At 71.7% G+C, this 24,571-nt stretch carries 22 protein-coding genes; 12 read left to right on the top strand and 10 right to left on the bottom strand.

What is annotated here, in order from left to right:
* Positions 1 to 57 precede the first annotated feature (57 nt).
* The 8 genes from rapZ to BXA11_RS34880 all read left to right on the top strand — a co-directional run bounded on the left by rapZ (position 58) and on the right by BXA11_RS34880 (position 7,248).
* A complete protein-coding gene (gene rapZ / locus BXA11_RS34915; RefSeq protein WP_030507329.1) occupies positions 58 to 927 on the top strand; it encodes an RNase adapter RapZ in 870 nt (289 codons plus the stop codon).
* Between the two features lie 222 nt (positions 928 to 1,149).
* On the top strand, positions 1,150 to 2,109 hold the full coding sequence (locus BXA11_RS34910) for a gluconeogenesis factor YvcK family protein (protein WP_076441476.1): 960 nt from the start codon (positions 1,150 to 1,152) through the stop codon (positions 2,107 to 2,109).
* A gap of 63 nt (positions 2,110 to 2,172) precedes the next feature.
* Entirely contained in the window at positions 2,173 to 3,153 is a 981-nt protein-coding gene (whiA, locus tag BXA11_RS34905) for a DNA-binding protein WhiA (RefSeq protein WP_030507327.1), read from the top strand.
* A 346-nt stretch (positions 3,154 to 3,499) separates the two neighbouring features.
* Complete coding sequence (gene gap, locus BXA11_RS34900) at positions 3,500 to 4,504, top strand: type I glyceraldehyde-3-phosphate dehydrogenase (RefSeq protein WP_030507326.1); 1,005 nt, start codon at positions 3,500 to 3,502, stop codon at positions 4,502 to 4,504.
* The gene (locus tag BXA11_RS45080; protein WP_030507325.1) at positions 4,504 to 5,691 is read left to right on the top strand and encodes a phosphoglycerate kinase; all 1,188 of its coding nucleotides are present in this window, start codon (positions 4,504 to 4,506) and stop codon (positions 5,689 to 5,691) included. The genes gap and BXA11_RS45080 overlap by 1 nt, the downstream gene beginning before the upstream one ends.
* Positions 5,692 to 6,471 (top strand): triose-phosphate isomerase, encoded by a 780-nt coding sequence (gene tpiA, locus BXA11_RS45075; RefSeq protein ID WP_076441474.1) that lies wholly within the window; start codon positions 5,692 to 5,694, stop codon positions 6,469 to 6,471.
* Positions 6,472 to 6,594: 123 nt separating this feature from the next.
* Entirely contained in the window at positions 6,595 to 6,825 is a 231-nt protein-coding gene (gene secG / locus BXA11_RS34885) for a preprotein translocase subunit SecG (RefSeq protein ID WP_076441471.1), read from the top strand.
* 75 nt (positions 6,826 to 6,900) lie between these two features.
* Positions 6,901 to 7,248, top strand: coding sequence for an RNA polymerase-binding protein RbpA (locus BXA11_RS34880; protein ID WP_076441469.1), 348 nt, complete (start codon positions 6,901 to 6,903; stop codon positions 7,246 to 7,248).
* Between the two features lie 184 nt (positions 7,249 to 7,432).
* Here the strand turns inward: BXA11_RS34880 and BXA11_RS34875 are convergent, their stop codons facing one another.
* Positions 7,433 to 8,320 (bottom strand): LysR family transcriptional regulator, encoded by an 888-nt coding sequence (locus tag BXA11_RS34875; RefSeq protein ID WP_076441466.1) that lies wholly within the window; start codon positions 8,318 to 8,320, stop codon positions 7,433 to 7,435.
* A gap of 116 nt (positions 8,321 to 8,436) precedes the next feature.
* Between BXA11_RS34875 and BXA11_RS34870 the strand changes: the two genes are divergently transcribed.
* Positions 8,437 to 9,330, top strand: coding sequence for an MBL fold metallo-hydrolase (locus tag BXA11_RS34870; RefSeq protein ID WP_076441463.1), 894 nt, complete (start codon positions 8,437 to 8,439; stop codon positions 9,328 to 9,330).
* A gap of 48 nt (positions 9,331 to 9,378) precedes the next feature.
* On the opposite strand, the gene BXA11_RS34865 is transcribed toward BXA11_RS34870, so the two are convergent.
* Entirely contained in the window at positions 9,379 to 10,983 is a 1,605-nt protein-coding gene (locus BXA11_RS34865; RefSeq protein WP_076441460.1) for an amidohydrolase, read from the bottom strand.
* An 11-nt stretch (positions 10,984 to 10,994) separates the two neighbouring features.
* A complete protein-coding gene (locus BXA11_RS34860) occupies positions 10,995 to 12,392 on the bottom strand; it encodes an NAD(P)/FAD-dependent oxidoreductase (RefSeq protein ID WP_076441457.1) in 1,398 nt (465 codons plus the stop codon).
* Between the two features lie 197 nt (positions 12,393 to 12,589).
* Here BXA11_RS34860 and BXA11_RS34855 point away from each other — a divergent pair, with 197 nt between their 5' ends.
* Positions 12,590 to 13,666, top strand: coding sequence for a GNAT family N-acetyltransferase (locus BXA11_RS34855; protein WP_076441454.1), 1,077 nt, complete (start codon positions 12,590 to 12,592; stop codon positions 13,664 to 13,666).
* 78 nt (positions 13,667 to 13,744) lie between these two features.
* Here BXA11_RS34855 and BXA11_RS34850 read toward each other — a convergent pair whose 3' ends face one another.
* Positions 13,745 to 14,206: an Lrp/AsnC family transcriptional regulator gene (locus BXA11_RS34850; protein ID WP_030507316.1), complete on the bottom strand. Its 462-nt coding sequence runs from the start codon at positions 14,204 to 14,206 to the stop codon at positions 13,745 to 13,747.
* Between the two features lie 108 nt (positions 14,207 to 14,314).
* Here BXA11_RS34850 and BXA11_RS34845 point away from each other — a divergent pair, with 108 nt between their 5' ends.
* Positions 14,315 to 14,941 (top strand): LysE family translocator, encoded by a 627-nt coding sequence (locus BXA11_RS34845; RefSeq protein WP_076441452.1) that lies wholly within the window; start codon positions 14,315 to 14,317, stop codon positions 14,939 to 14,941.
* 54 nt (positions 14,942 to 14,995) lie between these two features.
* Positions 14,996 to 15,940 carry a hypothetical protein gene (locus BXA11_RS34840; RefSeq protein WP_076441449.1) on the top strand — a complete coding sequence of 315 codons (945 nt, stop codon included), beginning with the start codon at positions 14,996 to 14,998 and terminating at the stop codon, positions 15,938 to 15,940.
* 210 nt (positions 15,941 to 16,150) lie between these two features.
* Here the strand turns inward: BXA11_RS34840 and pgl are convergent, their stop codons facing one another.
* The 6 genes from pgl to tkt form a co-directional block, all read right to left on the bottom strand.
* Positions 16,151 to 16,930, bottom strand: a complete 780-nt coding sequence (gene pgl, locus BXA11_RS34835; protein WP_030507313.1) for a 6-phosphogluconolactonase — start codon at positions 16,928 to 16,930, stop codon at positions 16,151 to 16,153.
* On the bottom strand, positions 16,927 to 17,850 hold the full coding sequence (locus BXA11_RS34830; RefSeq protein ID WP_076441447.1) for a glucose-6-phosphate dehydrogenase assembly protein OpcA: 924 nt from the start codon (positions 17,848 to 17,850) through the stop codon (positions 16,927 to 16,929). Before BXA11_RS34830 ends, pgl begins: the two co-directional genes overlap by 4 nt.
* A gap of 61 nt (positions 17,851 to 17,911) precedes the next feature.
* Positions 17,912 to 19,585, bottom strand: a complete 1,674-nt coding sequence (zwf, locus tag BXA11_RS34825) for a glucose-6-phosphate dehydrogenase (RefSeq protein ID WP_083744797.1) — start codon at positions 19,583 to 19,585, stop codon at positions 17,912 to 17,914.
* Between the two features lie 46 nt (positions 19,586 to 19,631).
* Positions 19,632 to 21,257, bottom strand: a complete 1,626-nt coding sequence (locus BXA11_RS34820) for a glucose-6-phosphate isomerase (RefSeq protein ID WP_076441445.1) — start codon at positions 21,255 to 21,257, stop codon at positions 19,632 to 19,634.
* A 5-nt stretch (positions 21,258 to 21,262) separates the two neighbouring features.
* Entirely contained in the window at positions 21,263 to 22,366 is a 1,104-nt protein-coding gene (gene tal / locus BXA11_RS34815) for a transaldolase (RefSeq protein ID WP_076441443.1), read from the bottom strand.
* Between the two features lie 10 nt (positions 22,367 to 22,376).
* Positions 22,377 to 24,518 (bottom strand): transketolase, encoded by a 2,142-nt coding sequence (gene tkt / locus BXA11_RS34810; RefSeq protein WP_076441440.1) that lies wholly within the window; start codon positions 24,516 to 24,518, stop codon positions 22,377 to 22,379.
* Positions 24,519 to 24,571 lie beyond the last annotated feature (53 nt).

Here is a 24,571-nt window from a genome sequence, read left to right as displayed (position 1 = left end):
GGCGGACGGGGCTGACATTGGGTGAGCGGACATGGGCGGCAAGGCGGTGAGCGGGCGATGAGCACGACTGAGCCGGCATTCGTGGTGATCACCGGAATGTCGGGGGCGGGGCGCAGCACCGCTGCGAAGGCTCTGGAGGACCTCGGCTGGTTCGTGATCGACAATCTGCCGCCGGGGCTGCTGTCCTCACTCGCCGAGGAGGCGGGCCGGGTGAACATGGCGACCGACCGCGTCGCCGCCGTGGTCGACGTGCGCAGCCTCGCCTTCACCACCGACCTGAACGCGGCGATCGAGGAGCTCGACGGGCGCGGTGTCGGCGTCCGGGTGGTGTTCCTTGAGGCCAGCGACGAGGAACTGGTCCGCAGGTTCGAGAACGTCCGGCGTCCCCACCCCCTCCAGGGCGACGGGCGCCTCGTCGACGGCATCGACCGCGAGCGCGGCATCCTGCGCGAGGTCCGTGCCAACGCCGACCTCGTCCTCGACACGTCCCTGCTGAACGTCCACGAGCTCCGCAAGAAGATCGTCTCGTTCTTCGGCGGCGAGGACCGCCCGGGGCTGAAGGTGAACGTGGTGTCCTTCGGCTACAAGTACGGTCTGCCGGTCGACGCCGACCTCGTCGTGGACTGCCGGTTCCTGCCCAATCCCCATTGGGTGCCGGAACTGCGGCCCTTGAACGGGCTCGACGCTCCCGTGCGCGACTACGTGCTCAGCCAGCCCGGGGCCAAGGAGTTCCTCGACGGATACGAGGAGGTCTTCGGCGTCGTGGCCGCCGGATACGCGCGAGAGGGCAAGGGGTACGTCACTCTCGCGGTGGGCTGCACCGGAGGCAAGCACCGCAGCGTCGCGATGGCCGAGCAGCTCGGCGCGCGCCTGCGCGAGCGCGGCATGGACGTCCAGGTCAGCCACCGGGACACGGGCCGCGAGTGAGGGCCCCCGCCCGGGCCGCCGACGGGCGCGCGGACGCGACCGCGTCCGGCGAGTGCCGGCAGGCGCCGGGGCCGGGCCGATCGGCACGACATGAGCGCCACGGCTCCGCAGAGCGGTGCTCGCGGCGAGGCGAGGAGGACGATGAAGGACCCCGCCCCGGAAGAACCCGCAGACCCCTCCGTCCCCGATCCCCCGCGGAAGTCCCCTACCCCCGGCCAATCGATGCCTCCTCCCAACCTCGAGACCGCCGCGAGGGGCCCCAAAGTCGTCGCGCTCGGCGGCGGCCACGGCCTGTACGCCTCCCTGTCGGCCCTCAGGACCGTCACCGACGACCTGACGGCGGTGGTCACGGTCGCCGACGACGGCGGCTCCAGCGGGCGTCTCAGACGCGAGCTGGGGGTTCTGCCGCCCGGTGACCTGCGGATGGCGCTCGCGGCCCTGTGCGGCGACGACGAGTGGGGTCAGACCTGGAGCGAGGTCGTCCAGCACCGTTTCAGGAGCGAGGGCGAACTGCACGGCCACGCCGTCGGCAACCTCCTCATCGTCGCGCTCTGGGAGCTTCTCGAAGACCCCGTGGTGGGCCTGGATTGGGTGGGCCGGCTGCTCGGCGCGCACGGCCGCGTGCTGCCCATGGCCTCCGTGCCGCTCGACATCCAGGCGGAGGTCGAGCTGGACGGGACGGTCACGACGGTGCGCGGGCAGGTCGCCTGCGCGCTGACGCCCGGACGGGTGCGCTCGATCTCGCTGCTGCCATCCGACCCGCCCGCCTGCCCCCAGGCGGTCGAGGCGATCGAGACGGCCGACTGGGTGGTGTTCGGGCCGGGCTCCTGGTTCACCAGCGTGCTGCCGCACCTGAAGGTGCCCGAGCTCGCCCGGGCGCTGCACGAGACGAGCGCGAGGCGGCTGGTGATCCTCAACCTCGCGCCGCAGGCGGGGGAGACCGACGGCTTCTCGCCGGAGCGGCACCTGGAGGTGCTCGGCGAGCACGCCCCCGCACTGGTCGTCGACGCGGTGATCGCCGACGGCGGTGTGGTGGCCGACCCGGGGGCGCTGGAGAAGGCGGCCGGGTCGATGGGCGGGCGAGTCGTTTTGGCCGATGTGGCCGCCCATGACGGATCTGCGCGGCACGACGGACCACGTCTTGCCGCTGTCCTGGATGAGATTTTCCGTGAGAAGCGGTGATTGCGTACTCACTCGGTGCGAGAGACTGACGGGCAGAGTCTGTCTGGGGGAGGACACGAGCTGATGGCCATGACGGGTGTGGTGAAAGACGAGCTGAGCCGCCTTCCGGTGCTCAAGCCCTGCTGCCGCAAGGCGGAGGTCTCGACGCTGCTGCGGTTCGCCAGCGGGCTGCACCTGGTGGGCGGGCGCATCGTGATCGAGGCCGAGCTCGACACCAACGCCACCGCTCGCAGGCTGATCAAGGACATCGGCGAGGTCTTCGGGCACAAGGCCGAGGTGCTGGTCCTGGCCCCCGCCGGTCTCCGCAAGGGCTCGCGCTACGTCGTGCGCGTCTACAAGGACGGCGAGGCGCTGGCCCGGCAGACCGGCCTCATCGACAACCACGGCCGGCCCGTACGCGGTCTGCCCCGGCAGGTCGTCTCCGGGGCCACCTGCGACGCAGAGGCGGCGTGGCGGGGCGCGTTCCTCGCGCACGGCTCGCTGACCGAGCCCGGCCGGTCGATGTCGCTGGAGGTGACCTGTCCCGGGCCGGAGGCGGCGCTGGCCCTGGTCGGCTCGGCTCGGCGGCTCAAGATCCACGCCAAGGCCCGCGAGGTGCGCGGCGTCGACCGCGTGGTCGTGCGCGACGGCGACGCGATCAGCGCGCTGCTGACCCGGCTCGGCGCCCACGACAGCGTGCTGGCCTGGGAGGAGCGGCGGATGCGCCGCGAGGTGCGGGCCACCGCCAACCGCCTGGCGAACTTCGACGACGCCAACCTGCGCAGGTCGGCCAGGGCCGCCGTCGCCGCCGGCGCGAGGGTGCAGCGGGCGCTGGAGATCCTCGGCGACGAGGCCCCCGAGCACCTGGTGATCGCCGGCCGGCTGCGGGTGGAGCACAAGCAGGCGTCGCTGGAGGAGCTCGGCCAGATCGCCGACCCGCCGCTGACCAAGGACGCCATCGCCGGGCGCATCCGGCGGCTGCTCGCGATGGCCGACAAGCGCGCCCAGGACCTCGGCATCGCCAACACCGAGGCGAACCTCACCGCGGACATGCTGGCGCAGTAGCGACCCGCTCGCCCGTCCCGGCCGCCGGGACCGCGCGCCGTGGCCGCCCTTCCTGCCGCGCCGCTCCTCCCGCAGCCCGGCCCACCGCCTGATCGTGCGGCCGGGGGAGGGCCCGCGGAAGGAGTGCGGCGGCCGCGCCGCCACGGTCCGGGGAGGGCCGCGGAAGGGGTGTGACGGGGCCGCCGCGGCACGGGAAGGACCCGCTCACCGGCTCGTCCGGCCTTACACGCCGTCAAAGCGTGGCCCGGTGGTCTACACCAATTTGGGTCCGATAAGGTCTGTCATTGAGGTTTAACACAGCCCTGGCGCCGGTACCCGGCGCACGACGTACGAGGAGATCGGATCCGTGAGCATCCGCGTAGGCGTCAACGGCTTCGGCCGTATCGGCCGCAACTTCTGGCGCGCTGTGGCGGCCAGCGGCAAGGACATCGAGGTCGTCGCCGTCAACGACCTCACCGACAACGCCACGCTGGCCCACCTGCTGAAGTACGACAGCATCCTGGGCCGCCTGCCGTACGAGGTGAAGGCCTCGGCGGACGAGATCACCGTTGACGGCAAGGCGATCAAGGCGTTCGCCGAGCGCGACCCCGCCAAGCTGCCCTGGGGCGACCTCGGCGTGGACGTCGTCGTCGAGTCGACCGGTCTGTTCACCGACGCCACCAAGGCCAAGGTGCACGCCGACAACGGCGCGAAGAAGGTCATCATCTCCGCTCCGGCGAAGAACGAAGACGTCACGATCGTCATGGGCGTGAACCACGAGAAGTACGACGCGGCCGCTCACACGATCATCTCCAACGCCTCCTGCACCACCAACTGCCTGGCCCCGATGGCCAAGGTCATCAACGACACCTTCGGTATCGAGAAGGGTCTGATGACCACCATCCACGCCTACACGCAGGACCAGAACCTGCAGGACGGCCCGCACAAGGACCTGCGCCGCGCCCGCGCCGCCGCGCTGAACATCGTCCCGACCTCCACCGGCGCCGCCAAGGCCATCGGCCTGGTCCTGCCGGAGCTGAAGGGCAAGCTCGACGGCTACGCGCTGCGCGTGCCGATCCCGACGGGCTCGGCCACCGACCTCACGGTCGAGGTCGGCCGCGAGACCACCGTCGAGGAGGTCAACGCCGCGCTCAAGGCCGCCGCCGAGGGCTACCTCAAGGGCTACCTCAGCTACACCGAGGACGAGATCGTCTCCAGCGACATCGTCACCGACCCGTCGTCCTGCATCTTCGACGCCGGCCTCACCAAGGTCATCGGCAACCAGGTCAAGGTCGTCGGCTGGTACGACAACGAGTGGGGCTACTCCAACCGCCTCGTCGACCTCATCGAGTACGTGGGCGCCTCCCTCTGATGATCGGGATCGACGAGCTCGACGTGAAGGGCCGGCGCGTGTTCGTGCGCGCCGACCTCAACGTCCCCCTCGACGGGGAGACGATCACCGACGACGGTCGCATTCGCGCGTCGGTGCCCACGATCAAGAAGCTGGTCGAGCGCGGCGCGAAGGTCGTCGTCGCCGCCCACCTCGGCCGTCCCAAGGGCTCCGTCACGCCGAAGTACTCGCTCGCCCCGGTCTCCCGGCGGCTGGCCGAGCTGCTCGGCGAGGACGTGGCGTTCGCCACCGACGTGGTCGGCGAGTCCGCGCAGAGCGTGGTGGCGGGCCTGCAGGACGGGCAGGTCGCCCTCCTGGAGAACCTGCGCTTCGAGCCGGGCGAGGAGTCCAAGGACGACGCGGTCAGGAGCGAGTTCGCCGGCAAGCTGGCCGCCCTCGCCGAGCTCTACGTCGGCGACGGCTTCGGCGCGGTGCACCGCAAGCACGCCAGCGTCTACGACCTGCCCAAGCGGCTGCCGCACGCGGCGGGCGACCTGGTCCTCGCCGAGGTCGAGGTGCTGCGCAAGCTCACCGAGGACCCGGCCAGGCCGTACGTCGTCGTGCTGGGCGGCGCGAAGGTCTCCGACAAGCTCGGCGTGATCGCGAACCTGCTGTCCAAGGTGGACCGCCTGCTCATCGGCGGCGGCATGGCCTACACGTTCCTGAAGTCCCAGGGGCACGAGGTCGGCAAGTCGCTGCTGCAGGAGGACCAGATCGACCAGGTCAAGGGCTTCCTCGAAGAGGCGGCCTCGCGCGGGGTCGAGCTGGTGCTGCCGGTGGACGTGCTGGCCGCCACCGAGTTCGGCGCCGACGCGCCATACGAGGTCGTGGACACCACCGCGATCCCGGCCGACCGCGAGGGCCTGGACATCGGCCCCCGCACCCGGGAGCTGTTCGCCTCGAAGCTGGCCGACGCCCAGACCGTGTTCTGGAACGGCCCGATGGGCGTGTTCGAGTTCGACGCGTTCTCCGGCGGCACCCGTGCGGTGGCCGAGGCGCTGGTGAACTCCAAGGCGTTCACCGTGGTCGGCGGCGGCGACTCGGCGGCGGCCGTGCGCAGGCTCGGCCTGCCCGAGGACGGCTTCTCGCACATTTCCACCGGTGGCGGCGCGAGCCTCGAGTACCTCGAAGGCAAGACGCTGCCCGGACTCGCGGCGCTGGAGGAGTAGATGGCTCGCAAGCCGCTGTTCGCCGGCAACTGGAAGATGAACCTCAACCACCTCGAGGCCATCAACCTGGTGCAGAAGCTGGCGTTCACGCTGACCGACCGCGACTACGACAAGGCGGATGTCGCGGTCATCCCGCCGTTCACCGACCTGCGCAGCGTGCAGACGCTCGTGGACGCCGACAAGCTCCGCATCGTCTACGGCGCGCAGGACCTGTCGGCGCATGACTCCGGGGCGTACACCGGGGAGATCTGCGGGAGCATGCTGAGCAAGCTCGGCTGCACGTACGTGCTGGTGGGGCACTCGGAGCGGCGGGAGTACCACGGCGAGGCCGAGGCGCTGTGCAACGCCAAAGTCAAGGCCGCCTTCCGGCACTCGCTGACGCCCATCCTGTGCATCGGCGAGGGGCTGCCGGTGCGCCAGGAGGGCCGCCACGTCGAGCACACGCTGGCGCAGCTCGACGGTGCGCTGGAGGGCGTGCCCGCCGAGCAGGTGAAGACCATCGTGATCGCTTATGAGCCGGTCTGGGCGATCGGCACCGGCGAGGTCGCCACGCCGAAGGACGCCCAGGAGGTGTGCGGCGCAATCAGGACGCGACTCGCCGAGCTTTACGGTGACGATGTGGCCTCTGTTGTCCGTATCCTTTACGGTGGCTCGGTGAAGTCGGGCAACGTCGCCGGCATCATGGCGGAGGCCGACATCGACGGCGCTCTCGTGGGAGGGGCCAGCCTCGACGCGGGAGAATTCGCCAAGATCTGCCGATTTGGCGAGACCGCCGGCTAGCTGAGCCGTTTAGGGGGTGCGACTTGACACCAGGACGTACCCTCGAAGAACACAATTGAATCGTCACGCCGATGGCATCGTGCACACGCGTCGTGCACGCCCGGACATAGGAACAGGTCTACGGTGACAATCGGAATCTCCATCGCCCTCATCCTGTCGAGCGCTCTGATGGTGCTGCTCGTCCTGCTCCACAAGGGCAAGGGCGGCGGCCTGTCCGACCTGTTCGGAGGCGGGTTCTCGTCCTCCTTCGGCGGTTCGTCGGTGGTGGAGCGCAACCTGGACCGCCTCACCATCATCACCGGCATCGTCTGGTTCGTCTGCATCATCGCGCTGGGCCTGCTGCTCAAGCCGTAGCGGACGGCCTCCGGCCACGCGTGACAGAGATTCACCTCCCCCCGTCCGCGGGGCGATCGAGCAAGGAGTTCATCGGTGGGTAGTGGCAACGCGATCCGTGGCAGCCGAGTCGGCGCCGGCCCCATGGGAGAGGCCGAACGCGGCGAGGCCGCCCCCCGTGTGCGGGTCTCGTTCTGGTGCGCGAACATGCACGAGACGCGCCCGAGCTTCGCCAGCGACGCGGCCGTCCCCGAGTTCTGGGACTGCCCGCGGTGCGGGCTGCCGGCCGGGCAGGACCAGTCGAGCCCGCCTGCTCCGCCGAAGAACGAGCCGTACAAGACGCACCTCGCGTACGTGAAGGAGCGTCGCAGCGACAAGGACGGCGCGCAGATCCTCGCCGAGGCGCTGGAGCGGCTGCGCTCCTCCTCCCGCCCGATCTACTGAGGGCTTCTCGGTCAGGGCCCTTCCCCGCTGCCGGCGGGGAAGGGCCCTGACGTTTTTCCCGCGTCGGTCGTGCCGTGGACATCGGCGAGTGTGAGCGGGGCGCGATGCACTGCGTCCGTCTTCACGCCATGTGCGCCTGGACGTGCCTCGGCTGCGCACCCGCCGCTCAGGGCCCGCAGGGCCGTCACGGATGCGCCGGCTCCCGGTTCGCGGAGCGGTACACAGCCGTGGCGATGTGGGTGAACGAGCGGATCAGCGGGTTGGCGTCGGCGCTGTTCCAGGCGAGGACGAGGCGGCTGGGCGGCATGTCGGCCAGCGGCACCGACGTGAGCCCCTCGGGCAGCGCGTGGGCCGCCGGCGCCAGCCCGACCGTGCCGTTCCACAAGACGGCCTGCAGGCACTCGTGGACGGTGCGCACCACCGGGCCGTCCCTGAGCTCGCCGCCGGGCGTGACGGCGTTCCAGTAGGCGCGCCAGACGGGATCGGTGCCGTCGGGCAGGCGGAACCAGGGGCGATCGGCGAGATCGCTCAGCCGCAGCATCTCGCGGCGGGCGAGCGGATCGTCGGCCCGCAGGACCACCCCCATGGGGTCGGAGCGCAGCAGGCGGGTGGTGATCCCGGTGTCGTCGAACGGCTCCCTGGTGAGCGCGACGTCGACGAGGCCGGCCCGAAGGCCCGTGGTCGGATCGGTGAAGTCGGCCTCACGGACGCGGACCCGGACTGCGGGATGACGCCGGCGGAAGGCCGCGGCGATCTGGGCTCCGGCTTGTTCGGCGCTGTCCGCGAGAGTGCCGATGGTCAGGGTGGCGGCGCCGGCCGCGGCGGCGACCCGGGCGCGCACCCGTTCGGCCTGCTCCAGCAGTGCGCGTGCCTCGTCGTAGAGCGCGGCGCCGGCGGCGGTCGGCGTGACGCCGGTGGGCGACCGGTGCAGCAGGAGGGCGCCGAGGTCGGTCTCCAGTTGCCGGACGGCGCGGCTCAGCGGCGGCTGGGTCATGTGGAGGCGTGCGGCGGCCCGCCCGAAGTGACGCTCCTCGGCGACCGCCACGAAGTAGCGCAGCGAGCGTAGATCCATCACCGGCGACGATACCGGCACGGTATCGGGCGTGCGCAACCGGTGTTGGACGCTGCGGAACATCCCGTAATGGACTGGAGCGGCCCGATTGTCAGTCTTTCCGAGGAGCGGACGTCATGTCGGAACACGTGCTGCCCGAGCCCGTCGTACGGATCGAGGAGGTGCGGGAGCTCGCCCGCGACCTGGTGGTGATCCCCAATCGCCGGGTGCAGCTGGTGCCCAACATCGGGGTCATCGGCGGCACGCACTCCGTGCTGGTCGTCGAGACCGGAATGGGCCCGCGCAACGCCGAGACCGTGCTCGGGTTCGCGGCGGAGTACGCGGCGGGCCGCAGGCTGTACCTGACCACGACGCACTTCCACCCCGAGCACGCGTTCGGGGCGCAGGTGTTCGCCGGGCAGGCGACGTTCCTGGTCAACCGGGCGCAGGCCGAGGACCTGGCGGCGAAGGGGGCCGCCTACCTCGACATGTTCAGAGGGCTCGGCGAACCGGTCGCGCGACAGCTGGAGGGCGTCGAGATCGCCACCCCGGACGTCGTCTACGACGACGCGTACGACCTCGACCTGGGCGGCCGGGTGGTGCGGCTGCTCGCCACGGGCCGGGCGCACAGCAGGGGCGACCAGGTGATCACCGTCCCCGACGCCGGGGTGATGTTCACCGGCGATCTCGTGGAGGCCGGGCAGTTCGCCATCTTCCCCTGGTTCCCCCCGCACGACACCGACGTGTCCGGCACCCGGTGGATCAGCGTGATGCGGCGGCTGGCCGGCGCGTCGCCGCGGGTGGTGGTGCCGGGCCACGGCGACGTCGGCGGCCCGCAGCTGCTCGCCGACGTCCGCGACTACCTCGAACTGCTGCGCGACGAGACCTGGGCGCGGCGGGACTCGGCCGTGGGCGAGCAGACGATCGTCGAAGAGGTCAGGGCCGTCATGATCGAGCGGCACCCGGAGTGGGCCGGCCGGGAATGGATCGAGAAGGGCGTCGGCTGCCTGTGCGCCGAGCACCCCGCATGACGCGGGCGGCCGGCCCGCCTGAGGTTCACCCGGAGGCGTTCGTCCCGGTCACCCGTGCACCGGCTCGCCGTCGAGGAACGTCATGACGACCTCGGTCGTCCAGATGTCCTTGGGATCGAGGGCGAAGGGGTCGCGGTCGAGCACGACGAGGTCGGCCGGGCGGCCCTCCTCGATCACCCCGGCGGGGGAGCGGTTGATCCAGGCCGAGCCCTCGGTGTAGGCCGTCATGATGGTCCGCAGGTCGAGGCTCTGCTCGGGCAGGAACGGGGTCTGGGCCGTGGGGTACGTCGCGTGGACGGAACCGCCCGGCTCGGTGCGGTTGACCGCCACGTGCATGGCCTCCAGGGGGTTCGCCGAGGAGACCGGCCAGTCCGAGCCCCCGGCGAAGCGGGTGCCGTGCCGTACGAGGTCGGCGAAGGGGTACTGCCAGGAGGCGCGCTCCTCGCCGAGGTAGGGGATGCAGAGCTCGTCCATCTGCAGGTGGTGGGTGGCCCACAGTGCCTGGAGGTTGGCCGTCACGCCGAGCTCGGCGAAGCGGGGCACGTCCTGCGGCGTGATGATCTGCACGTGTGCGATGTGGTGCCGGTTGGCGGGGTCGGTGCCGGTCAGCGCGTCGAGCGCCTCGCGCACGGCCCGCTCGCCGATGGCGTGGAAGTGCACCTGGAAGCCCAGGGCGTCGAGCTCCTTGACGTATCCGCCGAGCAGGGCCGGGTCGATGTACGACAGGCCGGTGCCGCCGCAGCGGCAGTAGGGCTCGATGACGGCGGCGGTGAAGTTCTCCGGGATGCCGTCCTGCATGATCTTGATCGAGGTGGCGCGGAACCGGTCCAGGCCCGCGGCGGACGCGCGCCGTTCGACCAGGCTCGGGATCTGCTCGGCGCCCTGCGCGCGGTCCCACCACAGGGCGCCGACCACGCGCGCCTTCAGCCGCCCGGAGGAGGCCGCGGAGATGTAGGTGGGCAGCTGGTCGTCCGACCCGGCGTACGACCCGACGATGGCGTCCTGCCAGCCGGTGATGCCCAGAGAGAACAGGTGGGCCTGCGCGTCCATCAAGGCGGCGTCGACGTCCGCCGGGGTCGGGCGGGGGGTGAGCAGGCCCACGAGGTCCATGGCTCCCTCGTGCAGCACGCCGCTCGGCGTGCCGTCCGGGTCGCGCTCGATGCGACCGTCCGCGGGGTCGGGGGTGTCCTTCGTGATGCCGGCGAGCTCCAGAGCCCGCGTGTTGACCCAGGCGGCGTGGTGGTCGCGCTGCACGAAGTACGCCGGCCGGTCGAGGAAGTCGAGCTGGGACCGGTGGGGGAGGCCGCCGGGGAAGGCCGACATGTCCCAGCCGCCGCCGTCGATCCACTCCTTGCCCGGATTCCCGGCGGCATAGGCGGCGATCTTCGCGGTGTAGGCGTCGAGCCCGTACACCTCGGCCAGGTCGCACTTGGCCCGCTCCAGCCCCGCCTGCACGGGGTGGATGTGGGCGTCGGTGAACCCCGGCGTCAGCAGGCCGCCGCCGAGGTCCACCGGCTCGGCGTCCGGCGCCAGCCGTACGAGGTCGGATTCGGCGCCCACGGCGGCGATGACGCCGTCGCGGACGAGGACCGCCTCGGCGAACCCGCCGGGGACGAAGGCGCGGCCGCCGCGGAACAGGAGGGAGGAGCTCACAAATCAGCCTTTCAGTGCCCAGTGATCTTGTCGGCGATCCTGGCCAGTACGGACGTCCTGGTCATGCCCCTGCGCTCCCGGGCGTCGGCCAGGCGGTAGAGACGGTACATCGAGTGGACGCCGAGCCAGCGCAGGGGCTCGGGCTCCCAGGCGCGCACCCGCCGGTCCACCCACGGCATCCGGGTCAGCTCGGTGTCGCGGCGCAGCACCAGGTCGCACAGCGTGCGCCCGGCGAGGTTGGTGGTGGTGACGCCGTGGCCCGTGTAGCCGCCCGCCCAGCCGAGACCGGTCGCCGGGTCCACGTGGACGGCCGAGCACCAGTCGCGCGGCACGCCGAGCACGCCCGACCAGGCGTGCTCCACCCTCGACCCCGCGACGGCGGGGAAGAAGGAGACCAGCAGGTCCCACAGGGCGTCCACGGTCCAGTCGTGCGTGCGCCCCCGCTCGTCGACCCTCGACCCGTACAGGTAGGGCCGGCCGCGCCCGCCGAAGGCGATGCGGTCGTCGGCCGTCCGCTGGGCGTACATGTAGTAGTGCGCCATGTCGCCGAGCAGCTCACGGCCCTGCCAGCCGATCTCCGCCCAGACCCCCTCGGGCAGCGGCTCGGTGACGATCATGGAGCTGTTCATGGGCAGCCAGTCGCGGTGGTGACCGGCGATGGTGGCCGTGAATCCCTCGGTGCAGCGCAGCACGTGGTCCGCCCGCACGGTCCCGTACGGCGTGACGGCCCGGCCGGGCGCGATCTCGGTGACGGGGGTCTGTTCGCAGATCTCGACGCCCAGGTCCCGTACGGCCCGCGCGAGGCCGCGGACGAGCTTGGCCGGCTGGATCCTGGCGCAGTGCGGGCTCCAGGTGGCCCCGGTTGCTCCCGCGACCCGCAGCCGGTCGTCCATCTCGTCGCGGGTCAGCAGCCGGACGTCGGCGGCGTCCCAGCCCCAGGCGCGCTGGCCCGTCAGCTCCTCGCGCAGCCGCAGGTCCTGCGCCGGGCCGCGGGCGACGGTGAGCAGGCCGCCCTTGACGATGTCCGCGTCGATGCCCTCTTCGCCGGCGACGCGGATGACCTCGTCGACGGCCTCGAACATGGCGCGCTGCAGCCGCCTGGCCCCGTCCCGTCCGTGGGTCTTCGCGTACCGCTCGGGTGAACCGGCCAGCGCGCCGGTCAGCCAGCCGCCGTTGCGTCCCGACGCGCCGAACCCGGCGAACTGCTTCTCCAGCACGACGACCCGCAGCGACGGGTCGGCCTTCTTCAGGTAGTAGGCGGTCCACAGCCCGGTGTAGCCCGCGCCGACCACGGCCACGTCGGCCTGCAGGTCGCCGCCCAGGGGCTCTCCGGGCGCGGGCACCCCCAGTGACCGATACCAGAAGGACACCTCACCGTTGACGAAACCGGGGGACAGAGGAGCGGTCATGGCGCACATCCTGCTATATCCGTGCTTGCCTCGCCATTCGGCGACGGATGCCGTGGAGATTCAGCGGAACACATGCGGATAACCGTAGTCGTAACATGGCGCATCGACAGGAAACGATCGGCTCACCGCCGTGTAGCAGGCGTGTAACAGCGCTCCGGCACGCTGAAGACCAGCGCAACGGAGGGGAGCGGGTAGCGATGGGATTCTTCCGGATCCGTACGACCGTGGACGAGCGGCCCGGGCGGCTGGCGTCGCTGGCGACCGCCCTGGCCGACAAGGGAGGCAACATCCTGGGCCTGTCGGTGCAGCCCGACACCGACGGCACGGTCGACGAGTTCGTCACGGACATCCCCGCCTCCCCCGAGGCCGTACGCGAGGCGCTGGAGGCCGCGGGCGGGCGGCGGGTGCGGATCGTGCCCGCCACCGCCCACGAACTGACCGACGAGCCGACGCGTACGCTGCTGCTCGCCGCCCGGCTGCGCTCGGCCCCCTGGCGCCTGCCGGAGATCCTGGGCGAACTGCTGCGCGCCGACGACGCCCGCTGGGTGTACGGCGCGAGCGCAGCACAGTCGCGTAGCGAGGACGGCGACCGAATCGAGGGGGAGGCTCTGGAACTGCCCGACCCGACCCTGCTCGTGGTTCCCGTGGCGCCGCGGCGGTCGATCCGGCTGCGCCGCTCCGGGCTCCCGTTCACCCTGACCGAGGCGGCCCGCGCCGCCGCGATGGTGAGGCTGGCACAGCCGCCGGCGGAGCCGTCCGCGGCCGAGGGGCCGGTGCGGCTCGCCGACGGCGCTGAGGTGCAGGTCAAGCCGCTCACCTCGCTCTACCGCGAGGCGCTGCGCGACCTGCACGAGCGCTGCTCACCCGAGACCCGCAGGTTCCGCTACTTCACCGCCAACCCCACCCTGCCGCCGCGCATGTTCGACCGGTTGTGCGACCGGGCCCGCGGCCACTCGCTCGTCGCGGGGCACGACGGCCAGGTCGTCGCGCTCGCATCGTTGATGTTCACCGCGGACCCGGGCATCGCGGAGATCGCCTTCCTCGTGGAGGACCGCTGGCAGGGCCGGGGGCTCGGCGGCCGGCTGGCCCGCATGCTCCTCGCCCAGGCCAGGGACCTCGGCTTCGCCGAGGTGCGGGCGACCCTCCTGTACGACAACACGCGCATGCGCAGGCTCTTGAGCTCCCTCGGCGCGACGCTCTCCCACACCGAGGACCCCGGTGTGATGGAGGGGCGGATCGCCGTGGGCGTGATGGCGACGGCATCCCCGAGCTGACGTCCTCACGGGTGATCCTCCTGGTCCGGTGTAGCTCAGGGCATCGGACCAGGACGGGTCGCCGTGGCCGGCCCTCGCTCACCGTCCGGGACCGAGCACCGGGCGGCTGCCGACGACCTGTTTCATGACGAGGGTGGATGTCAGCCGCTGGATGCCGGGAAGCGTGGCGAGGTGGTCGTCTTCCAGGCGTTGATAGGCGGCGAGGTCGGCGGTGAGGACGCGGAGAAGGTAGTCGGGGTCGCCGAACAGGCGTTGCGCCTGGACGACCTCGGGGATCTCGGCGACGGCCTTCTCGAAGCCCAGGAGAGTGTCGCGGTCTTCCTGCCGCATCGTCACGAAGACGAGAGCCTGGAAGGGCAGCCCGACGGCTTCGGGGTCGACGATCGCCCGGTAGCCGCGGATGATCTTGGCGCGCTCCAGTTCGCGAAGCCTGCGGTGGCAGGGCGACACGCTCAGCCCGACGCGTGCGGCGAGTTCGGTGACAGTGAGGCGGCCGTCTTCCTGCAGCACGGCAAGGATTTTCCGGTCGATGGCGTCCACGAGGTGGATCCTTCTATTCCGGTGCCGGTACGTGCAAGAAGTCGGCACCATTTCCCGGCTGTTCGCAGGTAGTTTCCTCGCAGAATTCGTTCTCCGAGGAGAGATCCCATGCCCGTCGGCTCCATCGCCGCTTTCTTCGGCGTCGCCCTGCTGCTCATCGTCGTGCCGGGAGCGGACTGGGCGTTCACTCTCGGCGCGGGACTGCGCGGCGAATCCGTCGCCCCGGCCGTGGCCGGCCTCGTGCTCGGCTACGCGGGCATGACCGTCGTCGTCGCGGCCGGCGTCGGCGCCCTGGTCGCGGAGAATCCCGCGGCGCTCACGGCGCTGACCGTCCTCGGCGGCGGCTACCTGGTGTGGCAGGGCGCACGGGCGGCCGCCTCGCCTTCCGGGCCCGTCGTCACGCCTGTGGAGTCGCGGGCACGGGCGAAGACGGGCTGGGCGACGCTCGCGCGGGGCGCCGGAGTCAGCGGACTCAACCCCAAGGGCCTGCTCATATTCGTCGCCCTGCTCCCGCAGTTCACCAGCCCTGACCGAGACTGGCCGATGCCCGTCCAGATGGGTGTCCTGGGCCTGGTGTTCATGGTCACCTGCGCCGTGTTCTATTTCGCCCTCGGCTCGGTGACACGGACGATTCTGATTTCCCGGCCCGTGACGGCACGGGCCGTGGGACGGCTGTCCGGCGCCGGAATGGTCATCGTCGGCGTTCTCCTGGTTGTGGAGAGGATCGGCGGTTGAAAGACATCGCCGGTGGCGGTGGAGCGTGGCGGGGAATTCAGGTACAGGTGGTCTGTGGATTTCGACGAGGCGGCCGACCGGCTCTACGGCGTGATACCCGAGGAGTTCACCGCGGCCCGCGACGCGCTCGCCAAGGAGGCGAAAGCCGGCGGTGACGGCGCGCTGGCCAAGCGGATCAAGGCGCTGCGCAAGCCCACCGTGGTCGCCTGGGCGATCAACCAGTCGTCCCGGCGTGAAGGGGAACTGGATCCGCTGCTCGATCTGGGCCGGCGGCTGCGGGAGGCGTGGCAGGCCCAGGACGCCGACGCGCTGGCCGAGGCGGGCCGCGGACGCACCCCGCTCATCTCCCGCCTCATCCGGGCCGTACGGGAGGCCGCCGAGGCGGCAGGGCATCCGTTGTCCCCGTCCGCCGACCTGGAGATCGAGCAGACCCTCGACGCCGCCGTGGTGGACGAGGACGCGGCCGAGCAGGTGCGCCGGGGCCGCCTGACCCGCCCCCTCAGTTACAGCGGCTTCACCCCCGCCCCCGTCGTACGGCCCGCCCCCGCCCGGACCGCGAAGGCCGAGCCCAAGCCGCGTGCGGCGAAGGGCGGCGGGAAGACCGTCGCGGCGCCGTCCGAGGCCGGGCGCGAGCCCGAACGCCGGGCCGCCGAGGAGGAACGCGAGAAGGCCCGCAAGGCGGAGCGCGAACGCCGCATCGCGGAACTGCAGAACGCCCTCGCCGAGGCCGAGCGGGCCGCGCAGGTGGCGCAGCGGGGCCGTGCCGACTGGGAGGCCGAGCGGACGGAGGCCGAACGCGAGCACGAGCGGCGCACGGCCAAGGTCGAGGCGCTGACGGCCAAGCTGGCCAAGGCCAAGGACAGGCTGAACGCGGCCGTACACCGGCTGGAGGTCGCCCGCCGGGAGGAGGCGAACGCCGAACGCGCCGCCCGCTCGGCGCGCGCACGCGTGGACGAGGCCCGCGCCGCCCTCGACGAGGCCCGATCAGGCCCCCGGTAGTGAAGGCCCGGTGGGGAGGAGCGGAGCGGGCGGGAGGGAGGGAGGCCCGCAGCGAACGCCCGGCGGAGCGGGCTTCGCGAGGACCGGAGCGTCCGGCCGGCGCGGTGACGTCTCACAAGGGGCGACGCTGCCTCACCGTGGTGACATCTCATACCGGAACGGCCGGGCGGGGCGTGTGCCCCGGCCCGGCCGTTCCGTCGTGATCTTCCGTCAGGGGGAGGCGATCCGCCCCAGCGACGGCGGGATCTTGTGCGCGGCGGCGCGGTCGAGCAGGAACAGCGTGCCCTGCCGCCCGCGCGCGCCCGCGGCCGGCACCTGGAACGGTCCGGCGTCGGACAGCGCCATCCTGACCGCCTGCGCCTTCTCCTCGCCCGCCGCGACGACCCAGACCTCCCTGGCGGCCCGCAGGGCGGGGAACGTCAGCGACACCCGGGTCGGCGGCGGCTTGGGGGAGCCGTGCACGGACACGACCGGCCGCTCCTCCTCGTAGACGGCCGGCTGGCCGGGGAACAGCGAGGCCACGTGGCCGTCGGGCCCCATGCCGAGCAGCAGCACGTCGAACGAGGGCACCGGCCCGTGGTCCTCCGGCCTGGCCGCCTTGGCCAGCTCCACCGCGTAGGCGTCGGCGGCCTCCTCGGCGGTCATCCCCGAGTCGGGGCCGGGCATCGGGTGCACCCGGGCCGGGTCCACGTCGACGTGGTCGAGCAGGGCCTGCCGCGCCCCGGTCTCGTTGCGCTCGGGATGACCGGCCGGCAGGAACCGCTCGTCGCCCCACCAGATGTCGAGCGCCCGCCAGTCGATGGCGTCGTGCGCCGCCGTCCCCGCGAGGGCGGCCAGCGTCGCGATGCCCACGGTGCCGCCGGTCAGCACCAGGTGCGCGGAACCGCGGGCCGCCTGCGTGTCCACCAGCCGCGTGATGAGGCGGGCGGCCACGGCCTGGGCCAGCAGTTCGGCGTCGCGGTGGACGATGACGGTGGGAACACCGGTCACGACCGTCCCCGCCCCTTCATCTCCGCCAGGCGGCGGATCGAGGCGGCGTAGATGTCGTCGGGGTCGAGCCTGCGCAGTTCCTCGGCCAGCAGCTCCGAGGTCGGCCTGCGGGCCAGGGCGACCCGCCGGTCGGGGTTGCCGGGCCGCGACAGCGTGGCGAGCCTGGCGTCGGTCCTGCTCACCGTCAGCTCGCCGCCGCCTTCGATCGACAGCCGCACGCCCGTCAGGCCGGGACCGCCGGACTCGGCGATCTGGATCGGCGCCTCCAGCCGGTCGCACAGCCAGGCGGCCAGCAGCGGCGCGCTAGGGTTGCCCGGCGCGGCCTCCACCACACCCCCGGTGATCTTCCCCATGGGCTGGTCGAAGGCGGCGGCCAGCAGGCTGCGCCACGGCGTGAGCCGGGTCCAGGCCAGGTCGGTGTCGCCGGGGACGTAGGTACCGGCCCGCGAGGAGATCGCGGCGACCGCGTCCGCGGCCGACCTGGCGTCCATGATCCGGCGGCTGCCCAGATGCCCGACCGGGTGCTTGGCGGGAATCTCCGGGCATTCGCCCGGCCACCACACCACCACCGGCGTGTCGGTGAGCAGCAGCGGCGTGATCACCGAGTCGGCGTGCTGGGTCAGCTCGCCGTACAGGCGCAGCAGCACGACCTCGCCCGGGGCCGACTCGCCCACGCGGATCTCCGCGTCCAGCCGGTTGGGCTCGGCCGGGTCGCGGTTGATCACTATCAGGATGCGCGAGGGGTGCTCGCGCGCCGCGTCGGTGGCCGCGCGCAGGGCGTCGTACTGCCCCGCCTCGTCCACCACCACCACGAGGGTCAGCACCATGCCGACGGCGGGCGCGCCCATCTGGTGCCGCAGGCGGGTGAGCGTCGAGGAGATCTTCGACGCGGTCGTCTCGGTCAGGTTGAAGGTCGTCACACCGCTCTCCGCTCGCTCCACCCCAGACGCGCCGCGCTGACGGGCGCGCTCTCAGCCACGCTCACAGCCGCCTCCAGGCGCGTCCGTCCCTGGCCAGCATGGCGTCGGCCGAGGCGGGACCCCAGGAGCCGGACGCGTACCCCTCGGGCTGGCCCTGGGAGGCCCAGAACTCCTCGATCGGGTCGAGGATGTTCCACGACAGCTCCACCTCCCGCTGGTGCGGGAACAGCGGCGGATCGCCGATGAGCACGTCGAGCAGCAGCCGCTCGTACGCCTCGGGGGAGGACTCCATGAACGACTCGCCGTAGGCGAAGTCCATGTTGACGTCCCTGACCTCCATGGCCGTGCCCGGCACCTTGGAGCCGAAGCGCACCGTGATGCCCTCGTCCGGCTGGACACGGATGACCAGCGCGTTGTGCCCGAGGATCTCGGTGTCGTCCTTGCTGAACGGCAGGTGCGGCGCCCGCTGGAAGACGACGGCCACCTCGGTCATGCGGCGGCTGAGCCGCTTGCCGGTACGCAGGTAGAACGGCACCCCGGCCCACCGGCGGTTGGCCACCTCGAGCTTCACCGCGGCGTACGTCTCCGTGGCGGAGTCGGGGGAGATGCCCTGCTCCTCCAGGTAGCCGACGACGGGCTCGCCGCCCTGCCAGCCCCGGACGTACTGACCGCGGGCGGTGCCGGTGGCCAGGTCGGCGGGCAGCTTGACGGCCCGCAGCACCTTCTCCTTCTCCCGGCGCAGCGCGTCGGCGTCGAAGGACGTGGGGTCCTCCATCGCGACCAGCGCGAGGAGCTGGAGCAGGTGGTTCTGGATCACGTCACGGGCCGCGCCGATGCCGTCGTAGTAGCCGGCCCGGCCGCCGATGCCGATGTCCTCGGCCATCGTGATCTGCACGTGGTCGACGTAGCCGCGGTTCCAGATCGGCTCGTACAGGGTGTTGGCGAAGCGGAGCGCCAGGATGTTCTGGACGGTCTCCTTGCCGAGGTAGTGGTCGATCCGGAAGACCGAGCTCTCGGGGAACACCGCGCTGGTGATCGCGTTGAGCTCCTGGGCGCTCTTCAGGTCGTGCCCGAACGGCTTCTCGATGACGACCCGGCGCCAGGAGCCATCGGGGGCCTTGGCCAGGTTCGTCCGCTTGAGCTGCTCGATCACGAGCGGGAAGAACTTCGGCGGGACCGAGAGGTAGAAGGCGTAGTTGCCGCCCGTGCCCCGGGTCTCGTCGATCTCCTTCAGCATCATGGCGAGCACGTCGAAGGCGCCGTCGTCGCCGAACTCGCCCGGGCAGAAGTGGATGCCCTCGCTGAGCTGCTTCCAGACCTCCTCGCGGAACGGCGTCCGCGCGTGCTCCTTGACCGCCTCGTACGTGACCTGGGCGAAGTCCTCGTGCGCCCAGTCGCGGCGGGCGAAACCGACCAGGGAGAAGCCCGGGGGCAGCAGCCCCCGGTTCCCCAGGTCGTAGATCGCCGGCAGCAGCTTGCGCTTGGCGAGGTCGCCGGTGACGCCGAACAGCACGAGCACGCACGGCCCGGCGACGCGAGGCAGGCGCCGGTCGCGCGGGTCGCGCAGCGGGTTGGCGGCCACGGTCAGCTCGGTGGTCGCGGTCGTGGCGGCCTGAGCGGCGGCCAGGACCGCCCGCTCGGCGGCCGTCAGATCCTCCACGACCTGCTGCGGCAGCTCGTCTCCCGCCTGCCGGGCGTCGTCGGCGGGGGCCTGCGGCTCCTGTTGCTCCGTCATGTGTCCTCCTTGCGGACGGGCCCTTCGCCAGTAACGCATCGCATGGTCAGAGCTCCTCCGCCACGGAGAGCAGGTGCCTGACCCCGGCGACGCGATCGGTGAGGTGCAGGCGCACGGCCGGCCTGCCACGGGACGTCAGGGCTCCCAGGTCGCCCAGCGCCTGCGCGAGCTGCAGCCTGCCCAGAGTGTAGGGCTTGCCGGGAACCTCGACGTCGTCGGTCACCGCCCCGGTGATCTGCAGGAACACGCCCGAGGCCGGACCGCCCTTGTGGTACTGGCCGGTGGAGTGCAGGAAGCGCGGGCCCCAGCCGAACGTGACCGCGTGGTCGGTGCGGTAGTCGAGCAGCGCCCGCAGCGTCGCGACGTCGGCGCTCGCCCAGGTGTCGGTCATCTCCTCGAAGGACGCCTCGCCGACGACCGCCGCGTCGAACGCGGCCTCGCGGTCGAGGTACGCCATGATCGCCAGGTAGCCGCGCTCGGGGATCGCGCGCAGCAGCCAGGTGAGGACGTCGGCCAGGTTCTTCAGGTCGCCCGGCAGGTCGCCGTACACCTCGACCGGGCCGTCGGTGAGCATCGGGGTGCCGGTCGGCAGCGGGCCGTCCCCGGCCTCCTGCAGAATCCGGGTGGTGTTCTCCTTCGACTCGGCGACGTTCGGCTGGTCGAACGGGTTGATCCCGAGCACCCGGCCGGCGACCGCCGTGGCGTACTCCCAGACGAGGAACTGCGCGCCCAGCGGGCCGTCGACGGTCGTGCCGCTGTCGGACCCGATCGTGACGAGGAACTGGTCGTCCGCCTCGGCCGCCTCGGCGCCGACGACGGGCAGGATGCCCTTGCCCTCCTTGCCGGTCGACTCGGCGATTAGCTGCTCGATCCAGTCGGGCAGGCCGGTGATGTCGGACGGCGAGTCGCGCAGGATCAGCTTGTCGCGCCCGTGCAGCGCCCGCGCGCCGAGCAGCGCGCCGAGCTCCAGGCCCGGGTTGCCCTCGTCCTGCGCGAGCAGCGGCGCCACGGCGGAGGCGTCGTCGAGCAGCTTGGCCACGTCGGCGCCCGCCAGGGCGCTCGGCACCAGGCCGAACGCGGTGAGCGCGCTGTAGCGGCCGCCCACGTTCGGGTCGGCGAGCACGACCGGATATCCGGCCTCGATCGCCGTCTGCTCCAGCGGCGAGCCGGGGTCGGTGACGACCACGATCCGCTCGGCCGGGTCGATCCCCGCGTCGCGGAACGCCTGCTCGTAGACGCGCCGGTGGCTGTCGGTCTCGATCGTGCCGCCGCTCTTGCTGGCCACCACCACGATCGTGCGGTCGAGCCGGTCGGCGAGCGCGCGCCGCACCTGGTGCGGGTCGGTCGTGTCGAGGACGGTCAGCGGCACGTCCTCGGTGGCGCAGATCACCTCGGGGGCCAGGGAGGAGCCGCCCATGCCGGCGAGCACCACGTGGTCGAGGCCCGCGGCGCGGGCCCGCTCCACCAGCGTGGCGATCTCCGGCAGCAGCTCCCTGCTGGCGCGGTGCAGGCCGAGCCAGCCCAGCCGGATCGCGGCCTCGGACTGCGCCTGCGGACCCCAGAGGGCGGGGTCGCCCGCGGCGAGGGCCGCGGGCACCCCCTCGGCCACGAGCTTGTCCCTGACCGCCTGGACGGCGTCCGCCTCGTCGCCGAGGGTCACCTCGATTGTCATGAAGCTCAGGCCTTCCGCAGCTCGCCGTCGACGGTTTCGAGAAGCTCGTTCCAGGACGTCTCGAACTTCTCGACGCCCTCCTCCTCCAGCGCGCGGACGACGTCGTCGTAGTCGATGCCGGCCTGCTTGAGCGAGGCCATGACGTCCCACGCCTGCTGGTAGAAGGGGCGGATCGTGTCGCCCGAGATCCGGCCGTGGTCGGCCGAGGAGTCCAGGGTCTTCTCCGGCATGGTGTTGACGATCCCGGCCGTGACCAGCTGCTCCACGTACAGGGTGTCGGGGTAGTCGGGGTTCTTCACGCCGGTGGAGGCCCACAGCGGGCGCTGCGGGTGCGCGCCGGCCGCGCGCAGCGCCTGCCAGCGCGGCGAGTTCATGACCTCCTCGTACGCGGCGAACGCCAGGCGGGCGTTGGCCACGCCGGCCTTGCCCTTCAGCTCGGCGGCCTCCGGCGTGCCGATCTTGTCGAGGCGCTTGTCGACCTCGGTGTCGACGCGGCTGACGAAGAACGACGCGACCGACTCGATCGTGGCCAGGTTGAGGCCGTTGGCCTTCGCCTTCTCCAGCCCGCTCAGCCAGGCGTCCATCACCTGGCGGTACCGCTCCAGCGAGAAGATCAGCGTGACGTTGACGCTGATGCCCTCGGAGATGGCCTGGGTGATCGCCGGCAGGCCCTCGACGGTCGCCGGGATCTTGATGTGCACGTTGGGCCGGTCGACCAGCCACCACAGCGCGCGGGCCTCGGCGATCGTCGCCTCGGTCTTGCGGGCCAGGCGCGGGTCCACCTCGATCGACACGCGCCCGTCGACGCCGCGGGTGGCGTCGAAGACCGGACGCAGCACGTCGGCCGCCCAGCGGATGTCGAACGTGGTGATCGCCCGCACGGCCTCCTCGACCGTCACGCCGCGGGTGGCGAGGTCGCGCAGCTGCGCGTCGTAGGCGTCGCCCTTGCTCAGCGCGGAGGCGAAGATCGTGGGGTTGGAGGTGACTCCTGTCACGTTCTTGTCGCGGATCAGGGCGGCGAGGTTGCCGGTGCGCAGCCGCTCCCGGCTGATGTCGTCGAGCCAGATGGAGACTCCGGCGTCCGTCAGCCGCTTCAGATTCTCATTCATCCTTCGTCCCTCAGTTTCCGGTCGTCTCGCCCTTGTCGGCGCCCGTCTTGGCCAGGCTGGCCTTGGCGGCGGCGACGACGCGCTCGGCGGTGAGGCCGAACTGCTCGTAGATCGTCTTGTACGGGGCGGAGGCGCCGAAGTGCTCGAGACCCAGGACCTCGCCCGCATCTCCCACGAACTCGCGCCAGCCCATCGTGATTCCCGCCTCTACCGCGACCCGGGCCTTGACGGCGGGGGGCAGCACGGTCTGCTTGTAGGCGGCGTCCTGCTCGCGGAACCACTCCACGCACGGCATCGAGACCACGCGGGTCGGAATGCCCTGCGACTCCAGGATCGTGCGGGCCTCGACGGCGAGCTGGACCTCGCTGCCGGTGCCGATGATCACGACCTCGGGCTGGCCGTTGGACGCGTCCTGCAGGACGTAACCGCCCCGCGCGACGGCGTCCGGGTCGCCCGCGCCGTCCAGGGTGGGGACGTTCTGCCGGGTCAGGGCGAGGCCCGCCGGGCGGTCGTCGTGCTCGAGGACGGCCTTCCACGCGGACGCCGTCTCGTTGGCGTCGGCCGGACGGACGACGTCCAGGCCGGGGATCGCGCGCAGCGCCCACAGGTGCTCGATGGGCTGGTGCGTCGGGCCGTCCTCGCCGAGACCGATCGAGTCGTGCGTCCAGACGTAGGTCACCGGCAGCTTCATCAGCGCGGCGAGCCGCACCGACGGCCGCATGTAGTCGCTGAACACCAGGAACGTGCCGCCGTAGGGGCGGGTGCCGTTGTGCAGCGCGATGCCGTTCAGGATCGCGCCCATGCCGTGCTCGCGGATGCCGAAGTGCAGCGTCCGGCCGTACCGGTTCCCAGGGAACTCCTTGGTCTGGTACTCGTCCGGGATGAAGGACGGCTCGCCCTTCATGGTGGTGTTGTTGGACTCCGCGAGGTCGGCCGAGCCGCCCCACAGCTCCGGCAGCACCGGCGCGAGCGCGCTCAACACCTCGCCGGACGCCTTGCGGGTGGCGACCTGCGAGCCGATCTCGTACGTCGGCAGCGCCTTGTCCCAGCCCTCCGGCAGCTTGCGCTTGGAGATCCGGTCGAACAGCTCCGCCCGCTCGGGGTTGGCCTCGCGCCAGCTCTGGTAGCCCTTGTCCCACTCCGCGCGCAGGGCCCGGCCGCGCTCGACGACCTCACGCGCGTGGTCGAGCACCTCGGAGGGGACCGCGAAGCTCTTGTCGGGGTCCATGCCGAGGACGCGCTTGGTCGCGGCGACCTCGTCGGCGCCCAGGGCCGAGCCGTGGATCTTGCCGGTGTTCTGCTTGTTCGGCGCCGGCCAGCCGATGATCGTGCGGAGCTTGATGAACGTCGGCCGGTCGGTCTCGGCGCGGGCCGCCTCAAGCGCGGCGTACAGCGCCTGGACGTCCTCCTTGTACTCCCCGGTGGTGGTCCAGTCGACCTCCAGGACGTGCCAGCCGTACGCCTCGTAGCGCTTGACGATGTCCTCCGACAGGGCGATCTGGGTGTCGTCCTCGATGGAGATGTGGTTGGAGTCGAAGACCACGGCCAGGTTGCCGAGCTTCTGGTGACCCGCGAGCGCGCTGACCTCGTGGCTGATGCCCTCCTCGAGGTCGCCCTCGGAGGCGAAGCACCAGATCATGTGGTCGAACGGCGAGGCGCCGGGCGCGGCGTCCGGGTCGAACAGGCCGCGCTCGCGGCGGGCCGCCATGGCCATGCCGACCGCGTTGCCGACGCCCTGGCCGAGCGGACCCGTGGTGGTCTCCACGCCGGCCGTGTGCCCGTATTCGGGGTGGCCCGGGGTGAGGCTGCCCCACTGCCGGAGCGCCTTGAGATCGTCCAGGGTCAGGCCGTAGCCGGACAGGTAGAGCTGAATGTAGAGCGTCAGACTCGAATGCCCGCAGGAAAGGACGAACCTGTCTCGTCCCGTCCACTTGGGATCCGAGGGGTCATGACGCAGGACCCGCTGGAAAAGAAGGTAGGCAGCGGGGGCGAGGCTCATCGCGGTGCCGGGGTGACCCGAGCCCGCCTTCTCCACGGCGTCCATCGCCAGGGCTCGCACGACGTCGACCGCCTGCCGGTCAAGATCACTCCACTCAAGGCTTGCGCTGCTCAACTGCTCGATCCCCTCTAGTTTTCGCGCCGGTTCTGGCATTTCCCGCCCACAGGGGACCCTAACGGGTTCCCCGTAATACCGTTTGGTAGCCA

Origin of the sequence: Microbispora rosea (genome assembly GCF_900156315.1) — a bacterium.
Classification (GTDB): domain Bacteria; phylum Actinomycetota; class Actinomycetes; order Streptosporangiales; family Streptosporangiaceae; genus Microbispora; species Microbispora rosea.
This window is presented reverse-complemented; position numbering and strand designations above follow the sequence as displayed.

Bases quoted from the DNA above. Each gene is read 5' to 3' on its own strand.
- BXA11_RS34870 (WP_076441463.1), top strand. From the start codon at position 8,437: ATGTCGGAACACGTGCTGCCCGAGCCCGTCGTACGGATCGAGGAGGTG.
- BXA11_RS34845 (WP_076441452.1), top strand. From the start codon at position 14,315: ATGCCCGTCGGCTCCATCGCCGCTTTCTTCGGCGTCGCCCTGCTGCTC.
- BXA11_RS34820 (WP_076441445.1), bottom strand. From the start codon at position 21,257: ATGACAATCGAGGTGACCCTCGGCGACGAGGCGGACGCCGTCCAGGCG.
- tal (WP_076441443.1), bottom strand. From the start codon at position 22,366: ATGAATGAGAATCTGAAGCGGCTGACGGACGCCGGAGTCTCCATCTGG.
- BXA11_RS34855 (WP_076441454.1), top strand. From the start codon at position 12,590: ATGGGATTCTTCCGGATCCGTACGACCGTGGACGAGCGGCCCGGGCGG.
- tkt (WP_076441440.1), bottom strand. From the start codon at position 24,518: ATGCCAGAACCGGCGCGAAAACTAGAGGGGATCGAGCAGTTGAGCAGC.
- rapZ (WP_030507329.1), top strand. From the start codon at position 58: ATGAGCACGACTGAGCCGGCATTCGTGGTGATCACCGGAATGTCGGGG.
- BXA11_RS34860 (WP_076441457.1), bottom strand. From the start codon at position 12,392: ATGACCGCTCCTCTGTCCCCCGGTTTCGTCAACGGTGAGGTGTCCTTC.
- tpiA (WP_076441474.1), top strand. From the start codon at position 5,692: ATGGCTCGCAAGCCGCTGTTCGCCGGCAACTGGAAGATGAACCTCAAC.
- BXA11_RS34910 (WP_076441476.1), top strand. From the start codon at position 1,150: ATGCCTCCTCCCAACCTCGAGACCGCCGCGAGGGGCCCCAAAGTCGTC.
- whiA (WP_030507327.1), top strand. From the start codon at position 2,173: ATGGCCATGACGGGTGTGGTGAAAGACGAGCTGAGCCGCCTTCCGGTG.
- BXA11_RS34875 (WP_076441466.1), bottom strand. From the start codon at position 8,320: ATGGATCTACGCTCGCTGCGCTACTTCGTGGCGGTCGCCGAGGAGCGT.
- BXA11_RS45080 (WP_030507325.1), top strand. From the start codon at position 4,504: ATGATCGGGATCGACGAGCTCGACGTGAAGGGCCGGCGCGTGTTCGTG.
- zwf (WP_083744797.1), bottom strand. From the start codon at position 19,585: ATGACGGAGCAACAGGAGCCGCAGGCCCCCGCCGACGACGCCCGGCAG.